A 25,117-nucleotide genomic window follows, 5' to 3' on the forward strand; every position below is an offset into this window, starting at 1 on the left:
CGCCTAATTCTCGACGGGAAATCGCCCGGGAACCTTGCTGTATTTGAAATCGCCGATCCCTTTCAAGGGCAGGATTGCATTTGAGGAACTCCGAAAACCAGCATCCAGGCGGTCATTGATTGTTAATTTGCCGATGGAGCGACTTATGCGAGATCCACGCTACGACATCCTCTTTGAACCCGTACAAATCGGACCGGTCAAGACCAAGAACCGATTTTACGTTGTCCCGCACGCGATCAGCATGGGGATGTCGTCAATGGATGAGATGGTCGCCTACCGAAAAACGCGCGCCGAAGGCGGCTGGGGGGTGGTCTGCATTGAAGAAACGATGATCCACGAAACGTCGGATCACGCCCCCCTGCCCGATCCGTGCCTGTACAATGACAAGCATATCGAGCCAATCTCGCGCATTGTCGCGGCCGTGAAGGAACATGGGGCGTTGGCTGGGGTCGAGTTGGCTCACGCCGGCGCGTCGGGACCGGCAGCCTACTATCGCGAGCATCCGCTGTCTCCAACAGCCAAGTTTCCTCACTATTTTTACAATCCGATTTCCGCCAGAACAATCGACAAGCAGGACATCGCCGATTTCCGGCGCTGGTATCGCGATGCGGCAGTCCGTGCGAAGACAGCGGGATTCGACATCATTTATGTCTATTGCGCGCACAATCTGTCGCTGTTGCAGGACTTTCTCGATACCAAGACAAACAAGCGAACCGACGAATATGGCGGCGTGTTCGAAAACCGCGTGCGCTTGCTCCGGGAAACGCTATGCGACGTAAAGGACGCGGTCGGAGATAGCTGTGCGGTCGCCGTTCGTTTCGCCGTGGAGGATCGACGCAGAGTATCGAACATCACCGCGCAGGAAGACGGACGCCGGGTTGTGGAAGCCTTGGCCGATGTTCCTGATCTTTGGGACGTCAACGTAAGCGATTGGCCGTGGGATAGCGGCAGTAGCCGCTTCTTCGAAGAAGGCCAGCAGGAACCGTTTATAGACTTCGTGAAGAAGGTGACGAACAAGCCGGTGGTCGGCGTTGGGCGCTTCACGTCCCCCGACGCCATGGTAAGCCAGATCAAGCGCGGCATTCTGGATCTGATCGGCGCCGCCCGCCCCTCCATTGCCGATCCATTCCTGCCGAACAAGATTAATGAGGGACGCCACGACGATATTCGCGAATGCATCGGGTGCAACGCTTGCACCGCGGAAGTCATGACGTCCGTGCGGATCCGCTGCACGCAAAATCCCTCTGCCGGTGAAGAGCATCTGATGGGCTGGCATCCCGAAAATGTGCCACCGGCGGACGACCCCGACAAGAATATTCTTGTTGTGGGTGGAGGGCCTGCCGGACTGGAAGCTGCTCACACACTCGCCAAGCGCGGTTATCAGGTTTCGATTGCCGACGCAGGATCCGAATGGGGCGGTCGCCTTGTGCGCGAGCGCAAGATGCCGCGCCTAAGCACTTGGGGGCGCGTGGTCGACTATCGCGTCGGTCAGCTCCAGACGATGGTGAATGTGAACATGTACCTCGACAGCATGTTGACCGCTGAGGACGTCGCCGGTTTCGAGGCTGACCACGTCATTGTGGCGTCAGGTGCAACATGGCGTGGGGACGGAGTCGGCCGCAATCATGATGAGCCGATACCAGGACATGAGCTGCCCCATGTTTTCAATCCCGAAAACATACTGGACGGCAAGCTGCCAAGCGGCGACGTCATCGTGTATGACGAAGATTATTTTTACATGGCCACGGTGGTCGCGGAACGTCTCGCTCGTGCCGGCTGCAAGGTTACATATGTTACGACCGCAAGCGATCCCGCGCCTTGGACGTTAAACACGTTGGAAATGGTCCACGTCATCAATTCCATGAACGAAATCGGCATCGAAATTGTCGTCGGCACTTCGATCGTCAGCATTTCAGAGGGCAAAGTCGTAACCAGCCGCCTGCTCACCGGCGCCGAACAAGTCCGACCTGCTGATGCGGTGGTATTGGTTACCGGTCAGGTTTCCGACGACAATCTCTATCATGAACTTGTCAAAAAACGCGAAGCCGGAGAAATAGCCTCCTTGGAGCGCGTCGGCGATTGCCTTGGCCCGGGACAGATCGCCCAAGCCACCAGAGATGGCCGAAAGGCCGGCATGCAATTTGGGGGGCTAGCGCGGTGAGAAAATGGACTGACACCCGTTCACTATGTTCTGTGACATAGGGCAAGTCGCTTGTTAGTTTCGCCCGTGAGCCAACTCAAAAATGTAGTTGCATGCTTATGAATAATTTTTGGCTGTCCAACACATTGATTTCGTAAATTTTCCGAACTTGCGCTGCCGATCTGGCTTCAAAGGTTTCATGAGACGAAATCCTGCAACATCGCTTCCATCATCCAGGCCCAATCCTAAAACGGATTTTTCCGGCTCAAAACGATCCAGAATTCCTGGTTCAGTTCAAGCTAGCGCCAGAGTGGCTTCGGGGAAGCGCCAATTTTGGAAGATGCTCGAAACTCGGAATCTTTGACCGAGCGGCAGAAATCGGCTAGTTTCGCCTTTGGATAATCTAAAGCGATGAAGCACGAACCGTCTTCTTACATTGGTATTGGTGTTGATTACCGCTGAGAGTTGACCCGGGAGGGATATAAATTTCCGTCGAGAACTGACCCATGTTTGAACCACCTCTGGACGCAGGTTTGGAGGCAACATGGAGTGATCTACATGGCATTATTGAGTGTAATCCGGCGCTGGCATTTTCGTGAAGGGATGGCGATCCGCGAGATTGAACGGCGTACAGGCTTGTCTCGGAACACGATCCGCAAGTATTTGCGTGAGCACACGGTCGAGCCGAAGTTCAGGGTTCCTGACCGACCCAGCAAGCTGGACCCGTTTGCCGAGAAGCTGACCGGTTGGCTGCGGATAGACGCGACCAAGTCCCGCAAGCAGAAGCGGTCTGCCAAGCAGATGCATGCGGACCTGGTGTCCCTTGGCTTTGACGGTGGTTATGGCCGTGTCGCAGCGTTCGTGCGGGCATGGAAGACGGACAGGCAACGGGACGCCCAGGCCAGCGGACGCGGTACATTCGTGCCGCTGGTGTTTGCGCCAGGAGAGGCGTTCCAGTTCGACTGGAGCGAGGACTGGGCGATCATTGCGGGCAAGCAGACCAAGCTGCAGGTTGCGCATACCAAGTTGTCACACAGCCGGGCCTTCACCGTTCGGGCATACATGCTCCAGACCCACGAGATGCTGTTCGATGCGCTGACCCAAGCCTTCCGTGTACTGGGTGGTGTGCCCCAGCGCGGGATCTTCGATAACATGAAGACCGCAGTTGATCGGATCGGTTCGGGCAAAGCGCGGCAGATAAATGCGCGCTTCGCGGCGATGGCTAGTCATTACCTGTTCGAGCCGGAGTTTTGTAACCCTGCATCGGGTTGGGAGAAGGGGCAGGTTGAGAAGAACGTGCAGGATGCGCGCCGCCGCTTGTGGCAGCCGATGCCCAGCTTCCCCGATCTCGAGACGCTCAATGCATGGCTTGAGGTGCAGTGCATAATGCAATGGAGCCATATCCAGCACGGCAGCTTGTTCGGCACTGTTGCCGATGCCCATGCCGAAGAGGTTACCAGTCTGATGCCGCTAGGCCGTCCCTTTGACGGCTTTGTCGAGCACACCAAGCGGGTATCTCCCACCTGCCTGGTGACGTTCGAACGCAACCGCTACTCTGTGCCGGCATCCTTTGCCAACCGGCCTGTGTCCTTGCGGATTTACCCGGACCGGATCGTCATTGCCGCCGAGGGACGGGTCTTGTGCGAGCATGGCCGGATCATTGCGCGATCGCATCATCTGCCGGGGCGGATCGTCTATGACTGGCGGCACTATCTGGCAGTAATCCAGCGCAAGCCCGGTGCACTACGCAACGGCGCGCCGTTCATCGAGATGCCCGATGCGTTCCGCCAGTTGCAAGGCCATCTTCTCAAGCGTGTCGGTGGTGACCGTGAGATGGTCGAGATATTATCGCTGGTCCTCCAACATGACGAACAGGCGGTGTTGTGCGCCGTCGAGCTCGCGCTGAAGGGAGGCGTGCCGACCAAGACTCACGTTCTCAACATCCTGCACCGGCTGACCGACGGCAAGGCGCCGCCGGTTGCACCGATCGACGCGCCGCAGGCCCTGCGTCTTACACAGGAGCCGCGTGCCGATGTCGGCCGCTACGATAACCTGCGGGAGCTGCGCGCATGAGCGGTCTTGGGCGTCATGATCCAGCAAGCGCTGCCGTCGAGGTCATGTTACGCGGCCTCAAGATGTATGGCATGGCTCAGGCAGTCGGGGAGCTGATCGAACAGGGAGCGCCCGCGTTCAAGGCCGCCGTGCCGATCCTCTCCCAGCTGCTCAAGGCAGAGATGTCCGAACGCGAGGTCCGGTCTATCGCTTACCAGATCAAGGCGGCCCGGTTCCCGGCTTACAAGGATCTGGCGGGGTTCGACTTTGCATCCAGCGAGGTAAATGAGGCATTGGTACGCCAACTCCATCGCGGCGAGTTTATCGATGGCGCGCATAATGTCGTGGCCTTGGGCGGCCCCGGCACGGGTAAAACGCACATCGCAACAGCTCTGGGCGTCCAGGCGGTCGAGCATCACCGCAAAAAAGTGCGGTTCTTCTCCACGGTCGATCTGGTCAACGCGCTTGAGCAGGAAAAAGCCATGAACAAGGCAGGCCAGCTTGCCGAACGCCTGCTGCGTCTCGACCTCGTCATCCTCGACGAGTTGGGCTACTTACCGTTCAGCCCGTCCGGCGGGGCGCTGCTGTTCCACCTGCTGAGCAAACTCTACGAACGCACCAGCGTCGTCATCACTACTAACCTCAGCTTCTCCGAATGGGCCGACGTGTTCGGCGACGCAAAAATGACCACCGCCCTCCTGGACCGGCTCACGCACCATTGCCACATCCTCGAGACCGGCAACGACAGCTTCCGGTTCCGTGCGAGCTCTGCCACCCCCAAAACACGAAAGGAAAAATTACCCGCTTGACCCAAGCCCCGCATCGCGGGACATAACAACTACCCGGGTCACTTCTCGATGAAAATCCCGGGTCAACTCTCAGCGGTAATCAACACAGATACCTACTGACCATTTTATTCCTTCAGACAGCTTACAGTCTGAGGGTTGGCCGGACTTCACCGTCAAAGCGCTGGCCGATTGGAATTCTAGCATTACACCTGCCCCTAGCACCCCAGTCGATGATTGTTGTCTTGTTGCAGCGTTACCGAGCATATCGGGATTAGTAGGCAGGAAAAGTGATTGGCGACTTGTCGTCCATGAGACCGGCGGCATCTGGCAGGAGCCGATGCGTGCCCTTGTGTTGCGCCTGACCGTGAATGAGCTAGGTCGTTCAATTGCGCATAGCATTGCCCGGCACATGGCAGCCACGAATATCTCGGCGAGGTTTGCATCGTTTGATCAACTCAACGAGTATCGCAGTTTGCTGAACGACGTCGGGCTTGATTGCAATATGCATGTGCGCAGCCTTGCGGAAGCCTTTTACCCGATTGATCTTGCCGAGGAGGCATTCTCGATATTTGGCGTGACCGATTTCCCATTCGAAGTTTCCGAAGACGTCGATATTGGGAGCATGTTTCTGGCGATCATGGCGCCAAATTGTTCGGAGCTTTGACCCCTGAGCATCAGACACTCTTGCACCACACATGTCGGATGTAATTCGGATGCTTAAGGGCATGCCGCGTGCCTTCGCTCGCATGCTTGGTGCAATATACTAGCTACACTGCATGCTTTCTTTAATGCGGTTTGATCAGCTGTTGCTTAGATAACTGCATCAGCCTGAATTCGCGATTACGACACCACCGATAGATTGACGATGGGTCGGCGAACAATATTGTCTGATCCATTGCGCAACCGCGGATATATGAAGGGCTCGGATATTAGCTTGCGTACCGAGCACTGTCGGATGAATGTCCGATGTGTGGCCCATGGCTAGCGCCACAACACCCCTACCACAGCAATAAACACCAAGCAAAAATGGTTCGTAAAATTATCGGCTAAACCACTGAAAGTGTTACAATTATATCTCGTCAAAACACGTCCTATACGCTCTGCCGCCCCACCAACAGGATTAACGATCGCAACTTATGAGGCAAAATTCGCCCTAAAGACGAACTTATGCGGCGAATCTGCTCCCCATATGGGGCAAACCGCTTTTCGCCAACCTAGCGTTTTCGCGATTTACCCCACGCATTCAGAAGACTTTTGGGGCGAGCGACACCCTTATTCGGCTTCGCGTATTTCGGCGCCGGGCCCGTTCTTCAATATAGACTCGATCGCCTTTTTGGCGCTCGCTTTGCTGGAATAGCCTTCGGTCCAGAAAATAGCTTCGCTGTTATATTTGAAATAGGCGACATGCTCGCCTTTCTTGTTCTTTTTGATTTCGAAATAATGTGCCATGAAATCCTCCTCTTACCGGGCCGGTGAGGCCAGTTGGTCACGAACCCGGGGCGAACTTAACATAACGTCTAAAGACCGTCGAATCCGGGCAAAGCCAACCTTAGCCAGCAACAATCCGTTGCCAAGTAAATCAGTGTAAACGGTCGGGAAGATAGACGTTGCCATCGACATTTGGTGGCGGCGCGACGGCTTCGGAAAGCATTGAGGCCGCGAGCATTGCAGCAGCGGGAGCCGTCTGGATCCCAAAACCGCCTTGCCCTGCCAGCCAGAAGAAGGATGGAGTAACAGGGTCGTGGCCGATCACGGGCTTGCGGTCAGGCGCAAAGCTTCGCAGTCCTGCCCATTTATGTTCGACGCGCCGAATGTCCCAGTCGACCACTTCCTGCAAACGCGCGATGGCAAGGGCGACATCCAGTTCCTCCGGCGCGGTATCACATGGCGGCGTTGGCGTTTCGTCATGGGGACTAAGCCACAACGTCCCGCCACTGTCCGGCTTGAAATAGAAGCTGCCATCCAACCCGATGACGAGTGGCAGATTGGCAGGAGCAGCCGGGGACACGGACAATTGAGCAATTGTTCTGCGATAGGGTTGGATGCCGAGCGGCCTGACTTGTGCCAATTGCGCCACCTCGTCAGCCCATGCACCTGCCGCATTGACAATCATGTCTGCGGTAAAGGACGCGCCAATCGTGGCTAAATGCCAACGCCCCGCATTCCACTGCGCAGATTGCACCCTCGAATTGCATTGCAGGATGACATTCTGCCGCTTTGCCTGTCGCAAATAAGCGCCGTGCAAACCGCCAACATCAATATCGCAGCAATCAGGTTCCCATAGGCCCGACGTCCAGGCTGGCAGCAGTCCCGGCACGTGCGCTTCGATACCCTGACGATCAAGCCGTTCAAACCGGACACCGCTATCGGCAAAATCCGTCAACAATGCATCGGCCAGCAAATGATGCGCATCCGTTCCCAAATGCAGTGCCCCGCGCGGATGCATCAGGGGGCCTTCATGGAAGGCGCTCGGCGGATTTGCGAGAAACGGACCGGAAGCGGTGGTCAACGGCTGAACGGCCGGACCACCATAGCTCTCATCCCAAAATGCTGCGGAACGCCCCGTCGAATGATAACCGGGATGCGCCTCAGCTTCGATCAGCAAAACAGACTTGTGCGCCGAAATCTCGGCAGCAAGGCTGGCGCCCGCTATTCCGGCGCCGATAATGGCAATATCGAAATCGCTCATTTGACTGGGGCGTGCATGTCCAAAAAGGCGTCGATACGCGAAAGGCATTGATCCCGAACGGCGTCCACTTCGCGCAAAAGCTCATGTGCGGCTTCTTTCCCGAAGATGAGTGTCTCGGCGTGCGGCAGGCGCTTGCTGTCCTTGATAATCCGGGGCGTGCTGACCAGTTGGTCGGCCGTTGTTGCGAGAAGCAAAATGGGTGTCTGCACCTTCTCAAGCATAGCGGGGCGATCAAGCAAGCGGATCGAATCTATGGCGCGTTCGATCCAGTGCCAACTCGGCGGGCCTAATTTTACCTCAGGGCGTAAGGCCCACCACGCAAGCTCATCCTCGTAGCGGTCCTTGTCACCTGTCAGTATTTTGCCGCGATCATGCATGGGCGATAATGGCTTCTCGCTCACCTTCCAGGCGGGCAGCTCGTCTCTGCCGATGCTGCACATCATCTTCGCAAAGGTATGGTTCAACCAAAGCGGCAGTCCTGCCGTCTGGATGCCGAGCATGGGCGCGCTCATTGCTACGGCATCAGGATCGATAGCCTTTTCCACCAGCGCGCGCATGGCCAATTGCCCACCCATGCTGTGCGCCAACACGACGTGAGGACCGGGCGTTTCGGCTTTCCACCGCGTCCAAAAATAACGCAGGTCGGCAATCCAGGTTGAAAAATCATCGATATGACCGACTTCAGGATCGGCAAGCAGCCGCCCGGACGCACCCTGCCCGCGCCAATCAACCGATGTCACCCTCCAGCCGCGCGCGGCATAATACGCGAGCGTCTCAAGATATTTCTCATAATGATCGCCGCGCCCGGGCAGGAACAGCATCGATCCACGCGGTTCATGTCCCCCCGCCCAGTCTATCCGGCGGATCGACCAGCCATCTTCGGCGGTCCAGAGGCTTTCGGTAGCATCCGACGGGATTGCGCGTCGGTCCATGTGAATTTTCTGGGCGTGCATGGTTACCTTTTAGCAAGCTTTGATGGTTAATGCTTGGCAAATGAACGGTGAAGCACTCACTTACGCACTAGTTGGGGGATTGGCAATTGCGCTGATTTACTCCATCTATACCGACGTACGATATCGCTTAATTTTCAACAGGATAACATTGCTTATCGCGTTGGCGGCTCCTGCTTATTGGGCTGCAACAGGCGGTTTCAACCTGCCGGAAATTGGCCTCCACCTTCTCACCGCCACGATTGTTTTCATCTTCTTCCTGATTGCCTTCCGTTTTGGGGCGATGGGTGGCGGAGATGTCAAGCTTTTCGCGGCTTTGGCGCTGTGGTGGCATTGGATCGATGTGGTCCGGATGGTTCTTTATGCCTCGATACTCGGGGCCTTGGTAACCATTGTTTTTGTGATGATTCACAAGGCAAAACAACAAGATGGTAGGGCACGCATACCCTATGGGGTCGCGATAGCCCTCGCCGGCTTGTGGATAGCCGGTGAACGGATTTTTAACCATTTTACGTGAAATAGCATTCTTCAATCAGGGGACCTTTCAGGGGACAGTTCGTCATGGATAGGAAAAAAGTCATATTGCTGGTGGCCGCGCTTTTCATCGCCGCCATTACCGCCTTCATGGCGCGCAGCATGTTCACCGGAGCAGCTGCGCCACAAGCGGCAGCAGCCAAACCGGTCGAAACCGGACCCAAGGTCATGGTCGCGACCAAGGCATTGCCGGTTGGTACAATCATCACCGCCGATAGCTTCCGCTATCAGCCATGGCCGAAAGAACTGGTCGAGGACGCCTACTTCATCGAAGGCCCCGGCGGCACCTCTGGCCCTGATGGTGCAACTGCATCGCCTGGCGTCACACCTGAAGAGCTGGTTGGCACCGTTGTACGCAACGCCATCACGGCAGGTCAGCCCATCACCAAGGGTTCTTTGGTGAAGCCGGGTGATCGCGGGTTCCTCGCTGCGGCGCTTGGCCCTGGCATGCGCGCTGTGACCGTTCCTGTGTCGGCATTGACCGGTGTTGCAGGCTTTGTGTTCCCCGGTGACCGCGTCGACCTTGTATTGACCCAGAATATCGCAGGCCCTGGCGGCCCGCCGCTGAAGGTATCCGAAACAATCCTGCGTAACATGCGCGTTCTGGCAACCGATCAACGCTCTACAAATGCTGTGGATGCCGAAGGTAAAACCGTCGTCCGCAAATATAAGCTTGTTACGATGGAAGCGACCCCATCGATCGCCGAACGAATCACGGTTGCCCAGTCTATCGGAACGATCAGCCTTTCGCTTCGTTCGCTCGCAGACAATGCAGCGGAACTTGAGCAAGCTTTGGCTTCGGGTGAAGTCAACATTCCTGAAGGCGCAACTGCAGAGCAGGAAGCCGCCATCATGAAAAAGCTGGCTCAGCGTCCTGTAGCAGGCAAAAGCACCTACACGACCGGAGGCGACGTATCGCGGTTCCAGCGGAGCAGCATCCCTGCCCAGACGCCGCTTGCAATCGCAGCCGAAAATGTTCGCATTCAAAGACAAGTCCAGAAAGTCGTCAGCTCGCAAACCGTGCGCGTGTCACGCGCAGGTGCCGAAACCGTCGTTGACGTAAGCCGGAGACAGTAAGATGAACAAGATATCAAAACTCAAATCCGGCTTTGCAGCCGCTGCGTTGACCGCAGCCTTGGGAACGATCGCTCTTGTTGCCCTTCCAACAGTAGCGCATGCGCAATCGGCAAAGGATGCGAAACTCGTAACCCTTTCCATCGGTCGCGGTCAGCAGATCAACCTGGGAAGCACCATCACGGACGTGGTTGTCGCTAACCCGCAAGTTGCCGATGTCGAAGTCAAATCCGGTCGCCAGATCTACATCTTGGCAAAGAATCCCGGCGAAACAAGCATTGTTGCAACCGATGCCGCCGGACGTACCGTTTATTCGGCGACCGTCCGCGTTGGTATGAACCTGGACTCCATCGACCAGATGTTGGCCGTGGCCATGCCGGATGCCGATATCAAAGTCACGACGATGAATGGTATCATCATGCTGACCGGAACGGTAAAGCAGCCGGAAGAAGCATCCGAAGCGATGGACCTTGTAACCGCATTTAGCGGCGGACAGTCAAAGATCGTCAACCGGATAAAAACAGCCACGCCCTTGCAGATCAATTTGCAAGTGCGTGTTGCCGAAGTTAGTCGCTCACTTTCCAAGGAAATATCGGGCAACATACAGGGCGGCAAACCCGGAACCAACAGTTCGGGCGACCCCTATTTCTTCGGGCTTGGCCGTGGCCGGGACTTCACGACCGGTACAACCGTTACATTTCCGGAAAGCACCACCACGGTTGCCGGCATCGGAAAGTTGTTCGGCATCGATGTTGAAGCTGCATTCGACTTGTCCGAACGCGCAGGACTTGTTTCAACTCTCGCCAATCCAAACCTGACCACGGTGTCGGGCGAAACTGCAGAATTTCTGGCTGGGGGCACCTTCCCCGTCGTGACATCGTCGGACAACGGCGTTTCCGTCCAGTATCAATCCTACGGTGTCAGCCTGACTTACACGCCCGTTGTCTTGGCCGATGGCCGCATTTCTTTGCGCGTCCGTTCCGAGGTTTCGGATATCTCGTCGCAGGGCGCAGTGCGCGTGGGTGGTCTTGAAGTTCCAGCCACGACGACCCGTATGGCAGAAACAACCGTCGAGCTCGGCTCGGGTCAAAGCATGATGATCGCAGGATTGCTCAGCAATCAGTTGAACAGCTCGGTGGATAAAACACCAGGCGTTGGCGACATTCCGGTTTTGGGTGCTCTGTTCAAATCCAACGGATGGCGCCGCAACGAAACAGAATTGATGATCGTCATCACGCCCTATTTGGTCAAACCTGTTTCGGATAGCGAGATCAAGTTACCGACCGATGGCATCCATTCGGCGAACGATGCGGAGCGTGTTTTGCTCGGCAAGGTTCTCGACAAAAATGGTGACAAGAACCGCCCGATGCCGACCATCGCCCCTGCCCCCTCTGGCGGACCCGAAATGGGCTCCATCAGCGAAGCAGCGCCAGCCTTGCCGCAAAAAGGTGACAAAGCGAAAGCACAAGCCGCGGCTTCTGGCCCCGGTTTCAGCTTCGACCAGTAATCCCAGTTCAGGAGAATGACTATGCGTAACATGAAATTCCTGACCGCAGTTGCAGCCAGTCTTACATTGGCCGGATGTGCTGCAGGCTCGCTGGGAACAACGAACACTTCGATGTACTCGGTCCATCAGCCGGTAGTTGAACGTACCAACTTTGCTATCGATCTCAACAGCGATGGCGGTGGCATTTCAACTGCAGAACAAAACCGCCTTGGCGAATGGTTTGATGCCTTGCGGCTCGGCTACGGCGATAGCGTCTCGGTCGACTTCGGTTCGAGCTACGCTGATCAATCGGCAACCAAAATCGTTTCGAAAGTTGCTTCAGACCGGGGAGTTCTCCTTGATGGGGTTGCTCCGGTAACTGCTGGTCAGATTGCACCAGGCATGGTTCGCGTGATTGTGACGCGTTCAAAGGCGTCGGTGCCTTCCTGCCCCGACTTCACGACGGATCACGACCGTAACTATAACGCCAGCAATCATAGCAATCACGGCTGCTCTGTTAACAGCAACCTCGCAGCGATGATCGCGAATCCGGAAGATCTCGTCCGTGGCCAGGAAAACAAGCGGCTCGATACGAACAGCGGCAAAAGAGCGGTCGACACCTACCGCGCCAAAACTGGAGGCAACTAATGAACGCTCCATGGAAATCCGGCGTTGCCGGTACACGTGATCCGATAAACGCCTATGTCTGCGACGACATGACGCTCGACGTCATTCGCGGCGTATGCGAAGAAATGGGTTGGAGCCAGGACAAGGCCTATAAGGGCGGTCTGCGTAACGCTATCCAGTCGCTTTCGGTATCGGCAAGCCCGCAGATCCTTCTGGTCGATCTTTCCGAGTCAGGCGATCCGATTTCGGACATCAACAGCTTGGCCGAGGTTTGTGAGCCCGGAACCATTGTTATCGCAGTGGGCCAGGTGAACGATGTTCGCCTGTATCGTGACCTTCTCATGTCCGGGTTGCAGGATTATCTGCTGAAACCGCTTAGCCCAGATTCTTTGCGCGACGCATTTGCAAATGCACAGACGATCCTGAACGCACCCAAGCATGAGGAACATTCGGCCGATCGTCCCCATATTTCAACCGCCGTCATTGGAACGCGCGGTGGATGTGGAGCGTCGACTATTGCTTCGTCGCTCGCGTGGACATTTTCGCAAACGCAAGGTCATCCGACCGGCTTTCTCGATCTCGACGTCCATTTCGGGACCGGCGCTCTCGCCATGGACCTGGAACCAGGTCGCGGTCTGACGGACGCCATCGACAATCCCAGCCGTATCGACGGGCTCTTTATTGAGCGCGCAATGATCAAGGCGAACGAAAAGCTGTCGATCTTGTCCGCCGAAGCTCCGATGAGCAGCCCCGTGCTGACAGACGGCAGTGCGTTTTACCAGCTGCAGGAAGAATTCCGCGCGGCTTTTGAAAACACCGTTATCGACATGCCGAGAAGCATGCTCATCGCTTACCCGCATCTTATGCAGGACGTGAACATGGCGGTTGTTACAACCGAACTCACGCTGGCATCGGCACGCGATACGATCCGTGTGCTTGCATGGCTGAAACAGAATGCGCCGCATTGCAAAACACTTGTGGTGGCAAACAATGTTCAGACGGCCGCACTCGAAATCAGCCGGAAAGACTTTGAAAGCACGATCGAACGTAAGATCGATCTAATCTTGCCGTCCGATCCCAAGGCAACTGCGCAGGCAGCCAAAGTTGGCCAGCCCGTGGTCGACGCCGTACGTGGCAGCAAATTGTCTGCGGGCATCGTCAACTTGGCTGACATGATTGCGGGCAGCGCGGCAGAAGCTGCAGAGGCAGCTCCGGAAGACGAGAAGTCCAAGAAATCGGTGATGTCGGGCTTCAAGTCGCTGTTGAAAAAGAAATAATCGTTTTGATGGCCGCTGTGTCCAGACAGGACACAGCGCCATCGACCACCACGAACTGAGCGGAAAATGATGCAGAATCTTATACTTGCAACGGGTTTCATGCTGGTTTTGGTCCTGATTGCACTCGCATTCATGGGCCCCAATGTAGGCAAGGCAACCTCTCGCCGTCTCGGTGCCGTGAAAATGCGTCATTCCGACAGCGCGGATGCGCGCGTCGAACAGCAGATGCGCAAGGCACTCGCCGCGCGTCGTCCGATGATTTTTACAGATGGCCGCAGCATAAGCCGTACTGACCAGTTGCGCTTGCGACTCGCCCAGACCGGCAAAAGCTGGACCCTGCAGCAATATATGATCACATCGGCCAGCATTGCCTTTCTCGTCATGGCAGCGCTGTGGATTAAAGGTGCACCCATGTATCTGGCCCTGTTTGGCGGACTGATGCTGGGTGCGGGCTTGCCCCATTTCGCTGTCAATTTTCTGATGGCAAAGCGTATCAAGCAATTCACGACCAACTTTCCTGACGCCATCGAACTGCTCGTTCGTGGTCTGAAGTCGGGCCTCCCGGTTGGTGAAACACTGGGCATGGTTGCGAAAGAAATTCCAGGCCCAGTTGGCGAAGAGTTCAAGATGGTGACCGAAAAGGTGCGCATCGGTAAGACGATGGAAGACGCTTTGCAGGAAACTGCGGATCGTATGGGCACACCCGAATTCCAGTTTTTCGTCATTACCCTCGCCATTCAGCGCGAAACGGGTGGCAACTTGGCGGAAACTCTGGCGAATTTGGCCGATGTGCTTCGCAAGCGTGCACAAATGAAGCTGAAAATTCGCGCTATGTCGTCGGAATCCAAAGCTTCTGCCTATATCGTCGGTTCCTTGCCGTTCTTCGTTTTCGGCATGGTCTGGTCGGTGAACCAGAAATATCTGGCAGGCTTCTTCTTTGAGCCGCGACTGATGATTGCTGGCATGATTGGCATCGTGTGGATGTCGATCGGCGCATTCATCATGGCCAAAATGGTCAATTTCGAAATCTAAATTTGGGGGCGGGATAGAAAAATGACCAATCCAGGTGGACCTCAACTTTTAGGCATTGATGTCTTGTGGGTCGCAACGATGCTATCGGCCGTTGCTGCCGTAGCTGTGATCTTCGCAATTTATGCTGCCGTAACCGTACGTGATCCAATGACGAAGCGTGTAAAAGCGCTGAGCGAACGCCGCGAACAGTTGAAGGCTGGTATTACCGCAACAACGTCGAAGAAGCGCGCGAAGCTTGTCCGTAAGACCGAAACAACGGACAAGATGCGGCAAATGCTGTCCAAATTGCAGGTTCTGCAAGAGGACCAGATCAAGATCGTTCAGCAGAAACTGGCGCAAGCGGGGATCCGCCGTAAGGAACTGGCCGTTACGGTCATCTTCAGCCGGCTCGTACTTCCCGTTATCTTCGGCGGTGGCGCTGCGCTCTGGATTTATGGTTTCGGCGGTATGGAAACGTACAGCACGTTTAAACGCTTTGCCGCGTTCGCCATCATCACAATTTTGGGTTATAAGGCTGCGGATATTTATCTCAGCAACCTGATCCAGAAGCGTACCGATGCCATCCGCAAAGGCCTGCCCGATGCCCTCGACTTGCTCGTGATTTGCGCAGAGGCCGGCTTGACCGTCGACACCTCGTTCAACCGCGTGGCCAAGGAATTGGGCCGTGGCTATCCCGAACTCGGTGATGAGTTCGCACTGACGGCTATTGAACTCGGATTCTTAACAGAGCGCCGTATGGCCTTTGAAAATCTGGCTTACCGTGTGAACCTTGACTCGATCAAGGGCGTGGTGACCACCATGATCCAGACCGAGAAATATGGTACGCCGCTGGCATCCGCTCTTCGCGTTCTGTCGGCAGAGTTCCGGAACGAACGCATGATGCGGGCTGAAGAAAAGGCCGCGCGCCTTCCCGCCATTATGACCATACCGCTGATTCTTTTTATTCTGCCGGTGTTGTTCATCGTTATTCTTGGACCAGCAGCCTGTTCCATCGGCGATGCCTTCGCGAAGAAATAAGGCATCCAGACACGCACATAAAAAAAAGGGGGCGGAGTTAAAACTCTGCCCCTTTTTCTATCTCAAACCTTGCGTACCGATTGCTCGATAGCGCCAAAGATCGAATGCCCCGCATCGTCGCGCACTTCTATCCGCACGATGTCCCCATCTTTGAGGAATGGCATTTTCATCTCGCCGGTTTGAATTTTTTCAACCATCCGGACTTCCGCGATGCAGCTATAGCCTAAACCGCCTTCAGCAATCGGCCGCCCCGGCCCGCCGTCAGCGTCGCGGTTGGACACCGTGCCGGAACCTATGACCGACCCTGCCCCCAAATTCCGCGTTTTCGCCAGATGCGCGATCAAAACTCCGAAATCAAAGGTGCAGTCATCTGACGCAACAGCGCGACCGAAAGGCGCTCCGTTCAGGTCGACGATCAACGTGCGATGCAGCTTTCCGTCTTGCCAAAAATCACCAAGGCTATCCGGTGTCACAAAGACGGGCGACAGCGCACTGGCCGGCTTGGATTGCACAAAGCCAAACCCTTTTTCGAGTTCGGCCGGTATCAGGTTACGCAGGCTTACATCATTCACCAATCCGACCAAGCGGATGTGCGAAAGCGCATCCTGGGCGGAGATGCCGCGTGGCACGTCGCCTGTGACAACCACAATCTCAGCCTCCAGGTCGCAACCCCAGGCTTCGTCAGCAAGCGGAATATCGTCACGCGCGCCCAGAAACTCGTCCGATCCGCCCTGATACATTAGCGGATCATGCCAAAAGCTTGCGGGCAGCTCGGCCCCACGTGCCTTACGGACCAGCTCGACATGATTTACATAAGCCGAACCATCAGCCCATTGATAGGCACGGGGCAGCGGCGCTGCGGCATCATGCTCGTGAAAGCGTTCGCGCGGGATCGCAGCATGTTCCAAGTCGGTCGCCAGCGCCTCAAGTCGGGGCGCAACACGGTCCCAGTCGTCAAGCGCTGCCTGTAATGTCGGCGCGATATGACCGGCATCGGCGTACCAGGCGAGGTCGTTGGATACGACCACCAGTTTTCCGTCACGGCCTGATTTCAGGGATGCAAGTTTCATAGATATCCTCTCTGGTTGCATTGTATGATGCCTGCACATTCCGGTTGCGGCAACCGTTTGTGTCGTCTTACATTCCGGCCATGAATGACGATGGCGGGGGAACTAGCGACATCATGCGAAAAAGACTGAAAGCGATAACGCTGGCGCTCGCCATGATCGCGACCAATCCGGCGACGGGGCAGCAAGGCTTCAATCCGGTGGATGCCGCTAAAAACGGATGGTCGATGGAGCAAAACCGGAGCGCCAATTGGCATCTCGCACAGCATAAGCGCCTGGCATCCGCCATAGCCGCGCTCCAACCACAACGAAATGGAGTGATTGATTCCTACGTTGTTTCGATCGGACTCGATTCCGATTCTGTCTTTTCCAAAGAGGCCAGCGAAGCCGCAAAAGTATTGAGCCGCCGTTATGGTGCCATCGGGCGTACCATCTACCTCGCCGCAGGTGCCGACGACCAGAGCGTCGGCACGCCACAAGGATCGCCGCCCAATCTGGCAACGGCGCTGGCGGCTGTGGCGTCTAAGATGAACCTTAAAGAAGATGTGCTTGTCCTTTTCACGACATCGCATGGCGATCCCAATAGCGGGCTTGCCTATCGGGACGGGGAGAAGGGGATCGGGATGATCGCCCCTGTACGTCTTGCGCGTCTGTTGGACGATTTGGGGTTTGAACGACGGATGATATTGCTGTCTGCATGCTATTCAGGTGTCTTCCTTCCGCTTTTGACAAACGAAAATACGGTCATTGTTACCGCGGCAGCATCAAACAGAACCTCGTTCGGATGCGCACCAGGTAATGATTGGACTTTCTTCGGTGATGCACTGATCAACAACAGTCTGCGCAAACCGCAAAGTTTTGAAAATGCGACAGCCGAGGCGGTCAGCCTCATCAGCACTTGGGAGAATTCGAAACAATTGATCCCTTCACGTCCCCAGATTTTCATTGGCGAAAAGGCAAATGTCTGGCTCGCGCCATTGGAGGCGAAGATGCCGAAAACCGATACGCCCAAAGTAGGTAAACCGGCCATAGAAGCATTCAACTGATTTACTCGCCTCCGGGTTCGATATGCAACCAGTCGGCGTGCTTGGGCGCCTTCTTCGTCTGGTCCCATTCTTCCAGCATCAACGGCGCGACACGCTTCAGTTCCGCATATTGCTCGTCCGTGCCGATATCGCAGGCCAGTTCCAGCCGATGACCATTGGGATCGAAAAAGTAAATTGACCGGAAAATACCGTGATAGGTCGGCCCAAGCACTTCGACGCCCTGCGCCTCGATATGCGCCTTGGCCGCCTTGAGCGTATCGAAATCCGCCACCTTGAAAGCCAGATGCTGCACCCATGCAGGCGTCTTCTCATCCCGGCCCATTTCGGGCTGGTTCGGCAGCTCGAAAAAGGCCAGCACATTGCCACCGCCGCAATCGAGAAAGATATGCATATATGGGTCATAAGCCCCTGTCGAAGGGACATAATCCTCGGCAAAGGCATTGGTGTAGGAAAAGCCCATGACCCGTTCATACCAATCCACCGTCTGCTTTGCATCCTTGCAGCGGTAAGCGACATGATGGATCCGTTCGGATGTAAAAGGCACGGTCATGAGGAGACCTCCAGCACGCCACGCTCTATCTGGTCGCGCTCGATACTCTCGAACAGCGCTTTGAAATTGCCCTCGCCAAAGCCCTCGTCACCGCGCCGCTGGATGAATTCGAAAAACACCGGACCGATCTGGGGTTGGGCAAAAATCTGCAGCAGCAACCGTGGCTGTCCGCCTTCGGTCGTACCGTCCAGCAATATGCCGCGGCTCTGCAGTTCCGCCACAGGTTCGCCGTGGCCGGGCAAACGGCCTTCGAGCATCGTGTAATAGGTTTCGGGCGGGGCGGTCATAAACGGCACGCCCAGTTTCTGCAGATTGTCCCAGCATGTGATGAGGTCGTCGCAAATCAGCGCAATGTGCTGGATACCTTCGCCATTATAGGCGCGCAGATACTCTTCAATCTGCCCGCCTCCGGCCTTACCTTCTTCGTTGAGCGGAATGCGGATCTTTCCGTCCGGAGCCGTCATGGCGCGACTGGTGAGGCCGGTATATTCGCCCTTGATGTCGAAGTAGCGGATTTCGCGGAAGTTGAATATCCGTTCGTACCACCCTGCCCAATGGGCCATCCGCCCGCCATAGACATTATGTGTGAGATGGTCGATTTTCTGGAAACCGGCCCCGACCGGATTGCGGACAACGCCAGGAAGATATTCAAAGTCGATGTCGTAAATTGATAGCGCTTCAGGATTGTCGAGCGTCGCATAACGGTCGACAAGGTAGATGAACGCGCCGCCAATGCCCTTGATCGCAGGAATGCGCAATTCCATCACACCGGTCTTGCTCTCCACCGGTTCGGCGCCACGTTCGATGGCTTCATGATAAGCTTTGGCCGCATCTTTTACACGGAATGCCATGCCACATGCGGATGGGCCATGTTCTGCTGCAAAATAAGCGGCCGGACTGCGTGGTTCGTAATTGGCGATCAGGTTGATTTCACCCTGCCTCCACAAATCGACATCCTTGGATCGGTGCGATGCGATATGGGTGAAGCCCATGCTTGCAAATACGGGTTCCAAAATACCTTTTTCGGGTGCAGCGAACTCGACAAATTCAAAGCCGTCAAGCCCAAGGGGATTTTCAAACAGGTCAGTCATCCGGATCCACGCTTTCATTTGGGGTCATTCGTGCGAAAACTGGTAACAAATGAAACCAAATTTGGAAAGGGCTAACTTATCCCAATTCGGCAACACGGGCGCGCAACTGCGCGAGCATTTTTTCAAGCGCCTTCGCTTCACCACTGCCCAATATCTTTTCCAGCTCGGCTTCCACCGAAAGCGCCAGCGGAACAATCTGATCGTAAAGTTCGCGGCCTGTGTCGGTGAGCGCGAGATGATGGGACCGGCCATCGGCCACATTGGGTGCCCTGCCGATCAGCATCCGATCCTCCAATGCTTTGGAAGCGCGGTTTACCGTCACCTTATCCATAGCGGTCGCAGCAACCAGCTCGCGCTGTGTCGCGGAAGGTACTTCGCCCAGAACCGCCATCAAGCGCCATTCGGGAATTTTAAGTGCAAAACGGCCACGATAGGCCCGTGCGATCAGGTCGCTGACCGCGTTCGATGTAATCGACAACTGGTATGGGAGAAACTCCGCCAGTTTCAGTTGTTGTTTTGCTTTGGACATTAGAATCCCACCGATATTCCCGCCCATATGGTCCTTGGCGTTGCCCGTTCAACCACACCGTCGCTCCCGACCGCAGCTTCCACCTGCCTATCAAGCAGATTTTCGCCGCGCAGTTCAAGCCTGAGGTTATCAAACACGCGATAGCTCAGTCCGGCGTCAAAGGTCAGCGCATCGTCCAAATTGCGGCTGTTGATGTCGTCTTCAAACTGCCCGCCTACGTACCGTATATCCACATCGGCCCTGAACGCTGCAGCATCATAGGCGACACCGACCGACCCAAAGTGGCGCGGAACCTGGGCTGGACGTAACCCGTCGAGAAGGGTCGAGGGGCCAGATGCATCAACTTTTGCGTCGACATAGGCATAGCGCGCGCTCATCGTGAACGGGCCTTGTCGATAATCGGCCTCGAATTCGAGACCCTTGCTGTTGATGGCGTCCAGATTCTGCCTCTGCCGGTAAACGCCGCCCGCCGCGACAAAACCGACGCCGGGGAAATTGCCGGGCCCGACCCCTAGCCCCACATTGGCGATGGCGTTTTTCAACCTATTGGCAAAGGCGGTGGCGCGGACGGTGACCGCGCCGGCCTCCACATCTGCCCCGATCTCCAGACCCCGCACCTTTTCCGGCGCTAGCAATTCATTGGCGGCAGTTGCATCCGCACCTACGCGGAACGGCCGGTAAAGCTCGTTCAGGGTCGGCAACCGCCAACCTGCATAGGCTGCGCCCCGCAGTTTCACTTCGTCGTTCAGGAACAGGGCAAAGCTACCCCTGCCCGTTCCCTCCCAGCCCGAACGGTCCGCAAAAACATCATCGGATCGCACCGTACCGCCGATATTCACTTCTTTCCGGAAACCGTTGGTGATTTTCCAACGGTCAGCACGTCCGCCAAGGGTCAAGGTCAAGCTGTCGACCGGGGCGTAGCTACCCTCGGCAAAGAGCCCGAAAACATCGCTTTGACCGCCTGCGCGCCGGCTGCGTCCCGGGATCAGGCCGGTGAAAAAGAAATTCTCGTTCGTTTGGCCCGACGTGCGCCGCCAGTCCCCGCCAAGGCGGAGTTCGGCCTTGTCGCTCAGGGGCGGCCGCACCTCGACCCGCGCACCGAGGCCTGTGGACGGCACGGAATATTGGTCCAATGTCAGCGCAACGCTGTTCCTTCCGGCCGCAATGGCGCCAAAGCGATTGGCGAATTCGCGGATTTGGACATAGGCAAGCGCACTCCATTGCCAGCCACCGGCAGTGCGGTTGACCAGACGAAGGCTGGCATCGACGCCGCTGTTCTGGCTATCGGAAAAGTCAAAGCCGCGGTCGCGGTCGTCGGTGAACACCCGCATGTTTGCTTGCAATTCGGTGTTGTCCGAAACCGGCGCAACGGCGCGCAAAGCAAGCCCGGCCTGTTCATAGGGCGCCGGACGGTCCACCGCACCGCGCTGCCCTTTCACAACCGGTACAAAACCATCGCCACGTGCATAGCTTCCGGAAAGCGAAATGCTGCCTGCGCCCAAGTTGCGGAGGATCGACGCCTTGGCATCGACGCTTTCGCGGCTGCCATAGGCCAGGCGACCTGAAAGCAGATCGCGATATTGAAGACTGTCGAGTTCGACGACGCCGCCGAGCGCACCTGCGCCCGACGTCACCTGCCCCGCACCCCGGCGGACCGTAATGCGGGCCAGATTGAGCGCGTCATAACCAGGCCAACTGACCCAACCGCCAAAGGGATCGGCCTGTGGCACATCGTCGAGAACCAGCAGCACGCGGGACGAAGCATTTCCGCCGAGCCCGCGCATGGTGATCCCCTGACTTGTCGGATTGGCCGTGCGTGCATCGGATCGACGGAATTGCTGCAAACCCGCCGCCTGTTGCAATGCTGTTTCCAGCCGGGCACCCGGATGGTCGGCGATGTCAATGCGCGTAACAGGGTAGGCGAGGTCGGACCGTGGCTCGGACAGCGTTCCCACAACAAGTATGTCCGCATCAGTTAGAGCTGCAACCGCAACGGGCACTTGTAAGTCGTTGGCGCGACGACACCCGTAATGGGCTTGATCATTTTCGTCCCGCACCGGCAAATGGCAATCCTGCGCCCAAAGGGGCGTCGCCGCCATCCATAGCGGCAAGGTTAAAAACAGTGCGCTTTTCATGTGTCGGGATTCACCGCATCGGGATGAGCTGCGATAAATGCAGGCATTTGCGTCAATGCCGCATCAATGCGGACCAACCGGGGAAATGCGTCGAGCGGTGTTGCAAATCGCCGTGCATTGGCCATTTGCGGAACAAGGCAGACATCCGCCAAATTCGGCAAATCGCCGCCAAAAAGACCGTCTGCGGGGGCCATCGCCTCCAAAGCTGTGAACCCCTCGATAATCCAGTGGCGATACCAGGTGTCGATAGCCTCCTGACTTTGGCCTAATTCATCCTTGAGATATTTGAGAATGCGCAGATTGTTCACCGGATGAATGTCCGCAGCGATGACAAGCGCTTGCGCCAGCGTTTTTGCCCTGTCCGCCGGGTTGGAAGAAACCATGGCAGGATCCGGATAATGCGCATCGAGATAATCGATGATCGCAAGGCTCTGTGTCAGGTCGTGGCCGTCAATGGACAGCATGGGCACAAATCCTTGCGGATTACGCGCCACAAATTCGGGCGCTCTATGTTGGCCTTCCACCAAGCTGGTGGGAACCGAAGTGTAGCTGACGCCTTTTAGGTTGAGCGCAATGCGAACACGGTAACTGGCGGACGAGCGCCAATAATCGAAAAGAACAATTTCTGTCATGGAAATCGGGTTAGCAGGATGTCTTCAAAAGGCAAAAACATTGCGGCAACAGGATTGCGCGTTATGGTAATCGAACCAGTTCGAGGAGAGTTTATGGCATTTCCCAAATCATCTGCGGCATTGATTGCCTTAGGTTTTCTGTCTGTTTCGGTGCAGGCGGCAGCACCTGTGACGGGCCGCTGGACCACCCAAAGCAAAGACGGTGTGGTCGAAATTTACGAATGCGGTGCAACCATCTGCGGTAAGCTCGCGAAGTTTCTCGTCCCTCCACCCAATGGTGTTGGACAAAAAGATATAAATAACCCGAATAAAGCACTCCGCAGCCGGACCTTGCTGGGTATGAACATATTGACCGGCTTCAAAGCCGCGGGTGACGAGTGGAAGGGCCAGATCTACGATCCGAAATCCGGCAAAACCTACCGGTCCGTGATCTATAAAGGCAAGTCCGGCAATCTGGTCGTCAAGGGATGTATCGGCCCCTTCTGTCAGGCGCAGACATGGACACCGGCACGCTGAACTGATCTGAGCTGCTGGCCCTAAACAGGCGCATATGACGCTTGAATTGGTCCGGCTGTTCCCGCCAGTAGCCAAGCTGATACAGCTCGACCAGCGACTGCCGGAGCAATTCGCGGGCGGCACTTATTTCGGTGGCAGTTCCGAATGCGAGAATCGATGTCAGCCGTTCGCAACGATGTTGCAGCTTTGCCAATGCAGCTTTGACCATTTTGCCCCCTCTATCAAAGGGTAAACGGCAAAAAGCTCCCGGAATTTAGGCGCGCAGTTTCCAGCCGGAGCGCAGCAAGAGATAGCATATCAGCGCCAGCGCCAAATTAATGCCGAGCAACAAAAATGCACCGAATTCGACCGGACTGTCCGCGCTTCCGATAAAGCCATAGCGAAATCCGGAAATTGCGTAGAAGAACGGGTTGGCGTGGCTAATTACCTGAAAGGTCGGGGACAGCTTGTCGACGGAATAGAAGGTCCCGGACAGAAGCGCAGCGGGCGCGACCACGAAATTGGAAATCGCCGCAGCGTGGTCAAACTTCTCAGCCCAGATTGACGTCATGACGCCGATGAGCGCAAGGAGCATGGACCCCATCAGGCCGAACCACAGGACCGCCCAGAAATGCGCAGGTGTTACATTCACCCCCGGCCAAAGCGCCATGGCCAACCATATGGTGCCGCCCACAAGGAACGCCCGTGTCACGGCGGCCGCCGTAAGCGCTGCCAAAACTTCGGCATTGGACAGCGGCGGCATCAGGTAATCGACGATCGTTCCCTGGATCTTCCCGACCAGAAGCGAGAAGCTCGAATTGGCAAAAGCATTTTGCATCATGCCCATGATGATAAGCCCCGGCGCGATGAAATCGGCAAAGGACACACCCAGCACCGTGGGCTTTACCGTACCCAAGGCGACCGTGAAGATGATCAGATACAAAAGCGTGGTAATGGCCGGTGCCCAGATCGTCTGCAACTGCACCTTAAAAAACCGGCGCACTTCCTTCATATAGAGCGTCTTCAGGCCGATCCAGTTGACGTGGCGGATCATCCGGACACCATCGGGCAGTTGAACGATCGGCGTCGAGTCCCTATCTGGGCCTTGTGCGGTTTTTTGGTGGATACTCATCGCGCAATCGACTATCGGCTTGCAGCTTGAACCGCAAGGCGCAATTGCGCCAGCGAAGCGGCAATATAATTTAGAATTTGGGAAAGCATTTATGTCCTGGACTGACCAGCGGATCGACCAATTGAAGAACCTTTGGGAAAAAGGGCTCACCGCGAGTCAGATCGCCGACGAATTGGGCGGTGTTTCGCGCAACGCGGTTATCGGCAAAGCGCACCGTTTAGGCCTGAAATCACGCCCGTCACCCGTCAAGGCCAATGAGGCTGAGAAAAAGGTAGCGCCCAAGAAGGCAGCGCCAGCAAAGCCCGTTGCGGCTGCTATCGCCAAGCCCCGCGTCGCACCTTCTGCCCCGGCACCGCGCACAGCAGAAGCTGCGCCTGCATCGGGCGAGGCACCCGCAGAGCGCCCTGCATCCTCGATGCCGCGTATCGTTTCAATCGGACCGGGCGGCTTCATGCGTCAGGGACCTGGCGATCAACAGGCACCCATTCCGCCTGCCCCGCCCCGCCGTCTGGTGCCTGCAAAGCCAAGCCCCGAAATGGCCGACAAGACTTCGCTGCTCGATCTGAACGAGCGGGTGTGCCGTTGGCCTTTGGGACATCCGGGTGAAGCGGATTTCCATTTCTGTGGTGAGGCCGTGAACCCCGGCTTCCCCTATTGCGTCGAACATTGTGGGCGCGCCTATCAGGCGCAGTTGCCACGCGGTGTCCGTCGTCCGCCGCCGCCCATGCCGTTCGGCGGCCCGCGCGTCCGTTAATCCTGCGCATATTTCCTGTG

At 56.4% G+C, this 25,117-nt stretch carries 24 protein-coding genes; 14 read left to right on the plus strand and 10 right to left on the minus strand.

Features of this window, described 5'->3' with window-relative positions; translation table 11 throughout:
- Positions 1-133 precede the first annotated feature (133 nt).
- The 4 genes from ndpC to EUU25_RS07005 all read left to right on the plus strand — a co-directional run bounded on the left by ndpC (position 134) and on the right by EUU25_RS07005 (position 5,644).
- A complete protein-coding gene (ndpC, locus tag EUU25_RS06990; protein ID WP_158903195.1) occupies positions 134-2,161 on the plus strand; it encodes a 6-hydroxypseudooxynicotine oxidase in 2,028 nt (675 codons plus the stop codon).
- A gap of 537 nt (positions 2,162-2,698) precedes the next feature.
- Complete coding sequence (gene istA / locus EUU25_RS06995) at positions 2,699-4,213, plus strand: IS21 family transposase (protein ID WP_158899511.1); 1,515 nt, start codon at positions 2,699-2,701, stop codon at positions 4,211-4,213.
- Entirely contained in the window at positions 4,210-5,001 is a 792-nt protein-coding gene (gene istB, locus EUU25_RS07000) for an IS21-like element helper ATPase IstB (protein WP_158899513.1), read from the plus strand. The genes istA and istB overlap by 4 nt, the downstream gene beginning before the upstream one ends.
- A gap of 316 nt (positions 5,002-5,317) precedes the next feature.
- A complete protein-coding gene (locus EUU25_RS07005; RefSeq protein ID WP_158899565.1) occupies positions 5,318-5,644 on the plus strand; it encodes a hypothetical protein in 327 nt (108 codons plus the stop codon).
- A gap of 608 nt (positions 5,645-6,252) precedes the next feature.
- On the opposite strand, the gene EUU25_RS07010 is transcribed toward EUU25_RS07005, so the two are convergent.
- From EUU25_RS07010 to EUU25_RS07020, 3 genes are all read right to left on the minus strand, one after another.
- Complete coding sequence (locus tag EUU25_RS07010; protein WP_158899567.1) at positions 6,253-6,429, minus strand: YegP family protein; 177 nt, start codon at positions 6,427-6,429, stop codon at positions 6,253-6,255.
- Between the two features lie 130 nt (positions 6,430-6,559).
- Positions 6,560-7,669: an NAD(P)/FAD-dependent oxidoreductase gene (locus tag EUU25_RS07015; protein WP_158899569.1), complete on the minus strand. Its 1,110-nt coding sequence runs from the start codon at positions 7,667-7,669 to the stop codon at positions 6,560-6,562.
- A complete protein-coding gene (locus EUU25_RS07020; RefSeq protein WP_246162950.1) occupies positions 7,666-8,601 on the minus strand; it encodes an alpha/beta fold hydrolase in 936 nt (311 codons plus the stop codon). Before EUU25_RS07020 ends, EUU25_RS07015 begins: the two co-directional genes overlap by 4 nt.
- 61 nt (positions 8,602-8,662) lie before the next feature.
- On the opposite strand from EUU25_RS07020, the gene EUU25_RS07025 reads away from it, so the two are divergent.
- The 7 genes from EUU25_RS07025 to EUU25_RS07055 all read left to right on the plus strand — a co-directional run bounded on the left by EUU25_RS07025 (position 8,663) and on the right by EUU25_RS07055 (position 15,666).
- The gene (locus tag EUU25_RS07025) at positions 8,663-9,136 is read left to right on the plus strand and encodes an A24 family peptidase (RefSeq protein ID WP_158899573.1); all 474 of its coding nucleotides are present in this window, start codon (positions 8,663-8,665) and stop codon (positions 9,134-9,136) included.
- A 44-nt stretch (positions 9,137-9,180) separates the two neighbouring features.
- The gene (cpaB, locus tag EUU25_RS07030; protein WP_158899575.1) at positions 9,181-10,230 is read left to right on the plus strand and encodes a Flp pilus assembly protein CpaB; all 1,050 of its coding nucleotides are present in this window, start codon (positions 9,181-9,183) and stop codon (positions 10,228-10,230) included.
- A gap of 1 nt (position 10,231) precedes the next feature.
- Positions 10,232-11,734: a type II and III secretion system protein family protein gene (locus EUU25_RS07035; RefSeq protein WP_158899577.1), complete on the plus strand. Its 1,503-nt coding sequence runs from the start codon at positions 10,232-10,234 to the stop codon at positions 11,732-11,734.
- Between the two features lie 21 nt (positions 11,735-11,755).
- Positions 11,756-12,361, plus strand: a complete 606-nt coding sequence (locus EUU25_RS07040) for a CpaD family pilus assembly protein (RefSeq protein WP_158899579.1) — start codon at positions 11,756-11,758, stop codon at positions 12,359-12,361.
- Positions 12,361-13,617 (plus strand): CpaE/TadZ family protein, encoded by a 1,257-nt coding sequence (locus tag EUU25_RS07045; protein ID WP_158899581.1) that lies wholly within the window; start codon positions 12,361-12,363, stop codon positions 13,615-13,617. Before EUU25_RS07040 ends, EUU25_RS07045 begins: the two co-directional genes overlap by 1 nt.
- Before the next feature lie 66 nt (positions 13,618-13,683).
- Positions 13,684-14,649, plus strand: coding sequence for a type II secretion system F family protein (locus EUU25_RS07050; protein ID WP_158899583.1), 966 nt, complete (start codon positions 13,684-13,686; stop codon positions 14,647-14,649).
- A gap of 21 nt (positions 14,650-14,670) precedes the next feature.
- Complete coding sequence (locus EUU25_RS07055) at positions 14,671-15,666, plus strand: type II secretion system F family protein (RefSeq protein WP_158899585.1); 996 nt, start codon at positions 14,671-14,673, stop codon at positions 15,664-15,666.
- Between the two features lie 62 nt (positions 15,667-15,728).
- Here EUU25_RS07055 and EUU25_RS07060 read toward each other — a convergent pair whose 3' ends face one another.
- On the minus strand, positions 15,729-16,736 hold the full coding sequence (locus tag EUU25_RS07060; protein WP_158899587.1) for a fumarylacetoacetate hydrolase family protein: 1,008 nt from the start codon (positions 16,734-16,736) through the stop codon (positions 15,729-15,731).
- Positions 16,737-16,849: 113 nt separating this feature from the next.
- Between EUU25_RS07060 and EUU25_RS07065 the strand changes: the two genes are divergently transcribed.
- Positions 16,850-17,779, plus strand: a complete 930-nt coding sequence (locus EUU25_RS07065; protein WP_158899589.1) for a C13 family peptidase — start codon at positions 16,850-16,852, stop codon at positions 17,777-17,779.
- A gap of 1 nt (position 17,780) precedes the next feature.
- Here EUU25_RS07065 and EUU25_RS07070 read toward each other — a convergent pair whose 3' ends face one another.
- The 5 genes from EUU25_RS07070 to maiA all read right to left on the minus strand — a co-directional run bounded on the left by EUU25_RS07070 (position 17,781) and on the right by maiA (position 22,716).
- On the minus strand, positions 17,781-18,329 hold the full coding sequence (locus EUU25_RS07070) for a VOC family protein (RefSeq protein WP_158899591.1): 549 nt from the start codon (positions 18,327-18,329) through the stop codon (positions 17,781-17,783).
- Positions 18,326-19,420, minus strand: a complete 1,095-nt coding sequence (hppD, locus tag EUU25_RS07075; protein WP_158899593.1) for a 4-hydroxyphenylpyruvate dioxygenase — start codon at positions 19,418-19,420, stop codon at positions 18,326-18,328. The genes EUU25_RS07070 and hppD overlap by 4 nt, the downstream gene beginning before the upstream one ends.
- A gap of 76 nt (positions 19,421-19,496) precedes the next feature.
- Entirely contained in the window at positions 19,497-19,949 is a 453-nt protein-coding gene (locus EUU25_RS07080; protein ID WP_158899595.1) for a MarR family winged helix-turn-helix transcriptional regulator, read from the minus strand.
- Positions 19,949-22,084, minus strand: a complete 2,136-nt coding sequence (locus EUU25_RS07085; RefSeq protein ID WP_158899597.1) for a TonB-dependent receptor — start codon at positions 22,082-22,084, stop codon at positions 19,949-19,951. Before EUU25_RS07085 ends, EUU25_RS07080 begins: the two co-directional genes overlap by 1 nt.
- Positions 22,081-22,716, minus strand: coding sequence for a maleylacetoacetate isomerase (maiA, locus tag EUU25_RS07090; protein WP_158899599.1), 636 nt, complete (start codon positions 22,714-22,716; stop codon positions 22,081-22,083). Before maiA ends, EUU25_RS07085 begins: the two co-directional genes overlap by 4 nt.
- Positions 22,717-22,809: 93 nt before the next feature.
- Between maiA and EUU25_RS07095 the strand changes: the two genes are divergently transcribed.
- Positions 22,810-23,232, plus strand: a complete 423-nt coding sequence (locus tag EUU25_RS07095; protein WP_158899601.1) for a DUF2147 domain-containing protein — start codon at positions 22,810-22,812, stop codon at positions 23,230-23,232.
- A 253-nt stretch (positions 23,233-23,485) separates the two neighbouring features.
- On the opposite strand, the gene EUU25_RS07100 is transcribed toward EUU25_RS07095, so the two are convergent.
- Entirely contained in the window at positions 23,486-24,265 is a 780-nt protein-coding gene (locus EUU25_RS07100; protein ID WP_246162985.1) for an ABC transporter permease, read from the minus strand.
- A 169-nt stretch (positions 24,266-24,434) separates the two neighbouring features.
- On the opposite strand from EUU25_RS07100, the gene EUU25_RS07105 reads away from it, so the two are divergent.
- Positions 24,435-25,097, plus strand: a complete 663-nt coding sequence (locus tag EUU25_RS07105; protein ID WP_158899605.1) for a GcrA family cell cycle regulator — start codon at positions 24,435-24,437, stop codon at positions 25,095-25,097.
- The last annotated feature ends 20 nt before the right edge of the window (positions 25,098-25,117 follow it).

Source organism: Sphingorhabdus lacus (genome assembly GCF_009768975.1).
Taxonomy (GTDB): Bacteria; Pseudomonadota; Alphaproteobacteria; order Sphingomonadales; family Sphingomonadaceae; genus Sphingorhabdus_B; species Sphingorhabdus_B lacus.

Excerpts from the sequence above, each read along its gene's own strand:
- ndpC (WP_158903195.1), top strand. The coding sequence starts at position 134 with ATGGAGCGACTTATGCGAGATCCACGCTACGACATCCTCTTTGAACCC.
- istA (WP_158899511.1), top strand. The coding sequence starts at position 2,699 with ATGGCATTATTGAGTGTAATCCGGCGCTGGCATTTTCGTGAAGGGATG.
- istB (WP_158899513.1), top strand. The coding sequence starts at position 4,210 with ATGAGCGGTCTTGGGCGTCATGATCCAGCAAGCGCTGCCGTCGAGGTC.
- EUU25_RS07005 (WP_158899565.1), top strand. The coding sequence starts at position 5,318 with ATGCGTGCCCTTGTGTTGCGCCTGACCGTGAATGAGCTAGGTCGTTCA.
- EUU25_RS07010 (WP_158899567.1), bottom strand. The coding sequence starts at position 6,429 with ATGGCACATTATTTCGAAATCAAAAAGAACAAGAAAGGCGAGCATGTC.
- EUU25_RS07015 (WP_158899569.1), bottom strand. The coding sequence starts at position 7,669 with ATGAGCGATTTCGATATTGCCATTATCGGCGCCGGAATAGCGGGCGCC.
- EUU25_RS07020 (WP_246162950.1), bottom strand. The coding sequence starts at position 8,601 with ATGGACCGACGCGCAATCCCGTCGGATGCTACCGAAAGCCTCTGGACC.
- EUU25_RS07025 (WP_158899573.1), top strand. The coding sequence starts at position 8,663 with ATGAACGGTGAAGCACTCACTTACGCACTAGTTGGGGGATTGGCAATT.
- cpaB (WP_158899575.1), top strand. The coding sequence starts at position 9,181 with ATGGATAGGAAAAAAGTCATATTGCTGGTGGCCGCGCTTTTCATCGCC.
- EUU25_RS07035 (WP_158899577.1), top strand. The coding sequence starts at position 10,232 with ATGAACAAGATATCAAAACTCAAATCCGGCTTTGCAGCCGCTGCGTTG.
- EUU25_RS07040 (WP_158899579.1), top strand. The coding sequence starts at position 11,756 with ATGCGTAACATGAAATTCCTGACCGCAGTTGCAGCCAGTCTTACATTG.
- EUU25_RS07045 (WP_158899581.1), top strand. The coding sequence starts at position 12,361 with ATGAACGCTCCATGGAAATCCGGCGTTGCCGGTACACGTGATCCGATA.
- EUU25_RS07050 (WP_158899583.1), top strand. The coding sequence starts at position 13,684 with ATGATGCAGAATCTTATACTTGCAACGGGTTTCATGCTGGTTTTGGTC.
- EUU25_RS07055 (WP_158899585.1), top strand. The coding sequence starts at position 14,671 with ATGACCAATCCAGGTGGACCTCAACTTTTAGGCATTGATGTCTTGTGG.
- EUU25_RS07060 (WP_158899587.1), bottom strand. The coding sequence starts at position 16,736 with ATGAAACTTGCATCCCTGAAATCAGGCCGTGACGGAAAACTGGTGGTC.
- EUU25_RS07065 (WP_158899589.1), top strand. The coding sequence starts at position 16,850 with ATGCGAAAAAGACTGAAAGCGATAACGCTGGCGCTCGCCATGATCGCG.
- EUU25_RS07070 (WP_158899591.1), bottom strand. The coding sequence starts at position 18,329 with ATGACCGTGCCTTTTACATCCGAACGGATCCATCATGTCGCTTACCGC.
- hppD (WP_158899593.1), bottom strand. The coding sequence starts at position 19,420 with ATGACTGACCTGTTTGAAAATCCCCTTGGGCTTGACGGCTTTGAATTT.
- EUU25_RS07080 (WP_158899595.1), bottom strand. The coding sequence starts at position 19,949 with ATGTCCAAAGCAAAACAACAACTGAAACTGGCGGAGTTTCTCCCATAC.
- EUU25_RS07085 (WP_158899597.1), bottom strand. The coding sequence starts at position 22,084 with ATGAAAAGCGCACTGTTTTTAACCTTGCCGCTATGGATGGCGGCGACG.
- maiA (WP_158899599.1), bottom strand. The coding sequence starts at position 22,716 with ATGACAGAAATTGTTCTTTTCGATTATTGGCGCTCGTCCGCCAGTTAC.
- EUU25_RS07095 (WP_158899601.1), top strand. The coding sequence starts at position 22,810 with ATGGCATTTCCCAAATCATCTGCGGCATTGATTGCCTTAGGTTTTCTG.
- EUU25_RS07100 (WP_246162985.1), bottom strand. The coding sequence starts at position 24,265 with ATGATCCGCCACGTCAACTGGATCGGCCTGAAGACGCTCTATATGAAG.
- EUU25_RS07105 (WP_158899605.1), top strand. The coding sequence starts at position 24,435 with ATGTCCTGGACTGACCAGCGGATCGACCAATTGAAGAACCTTTGGGAA.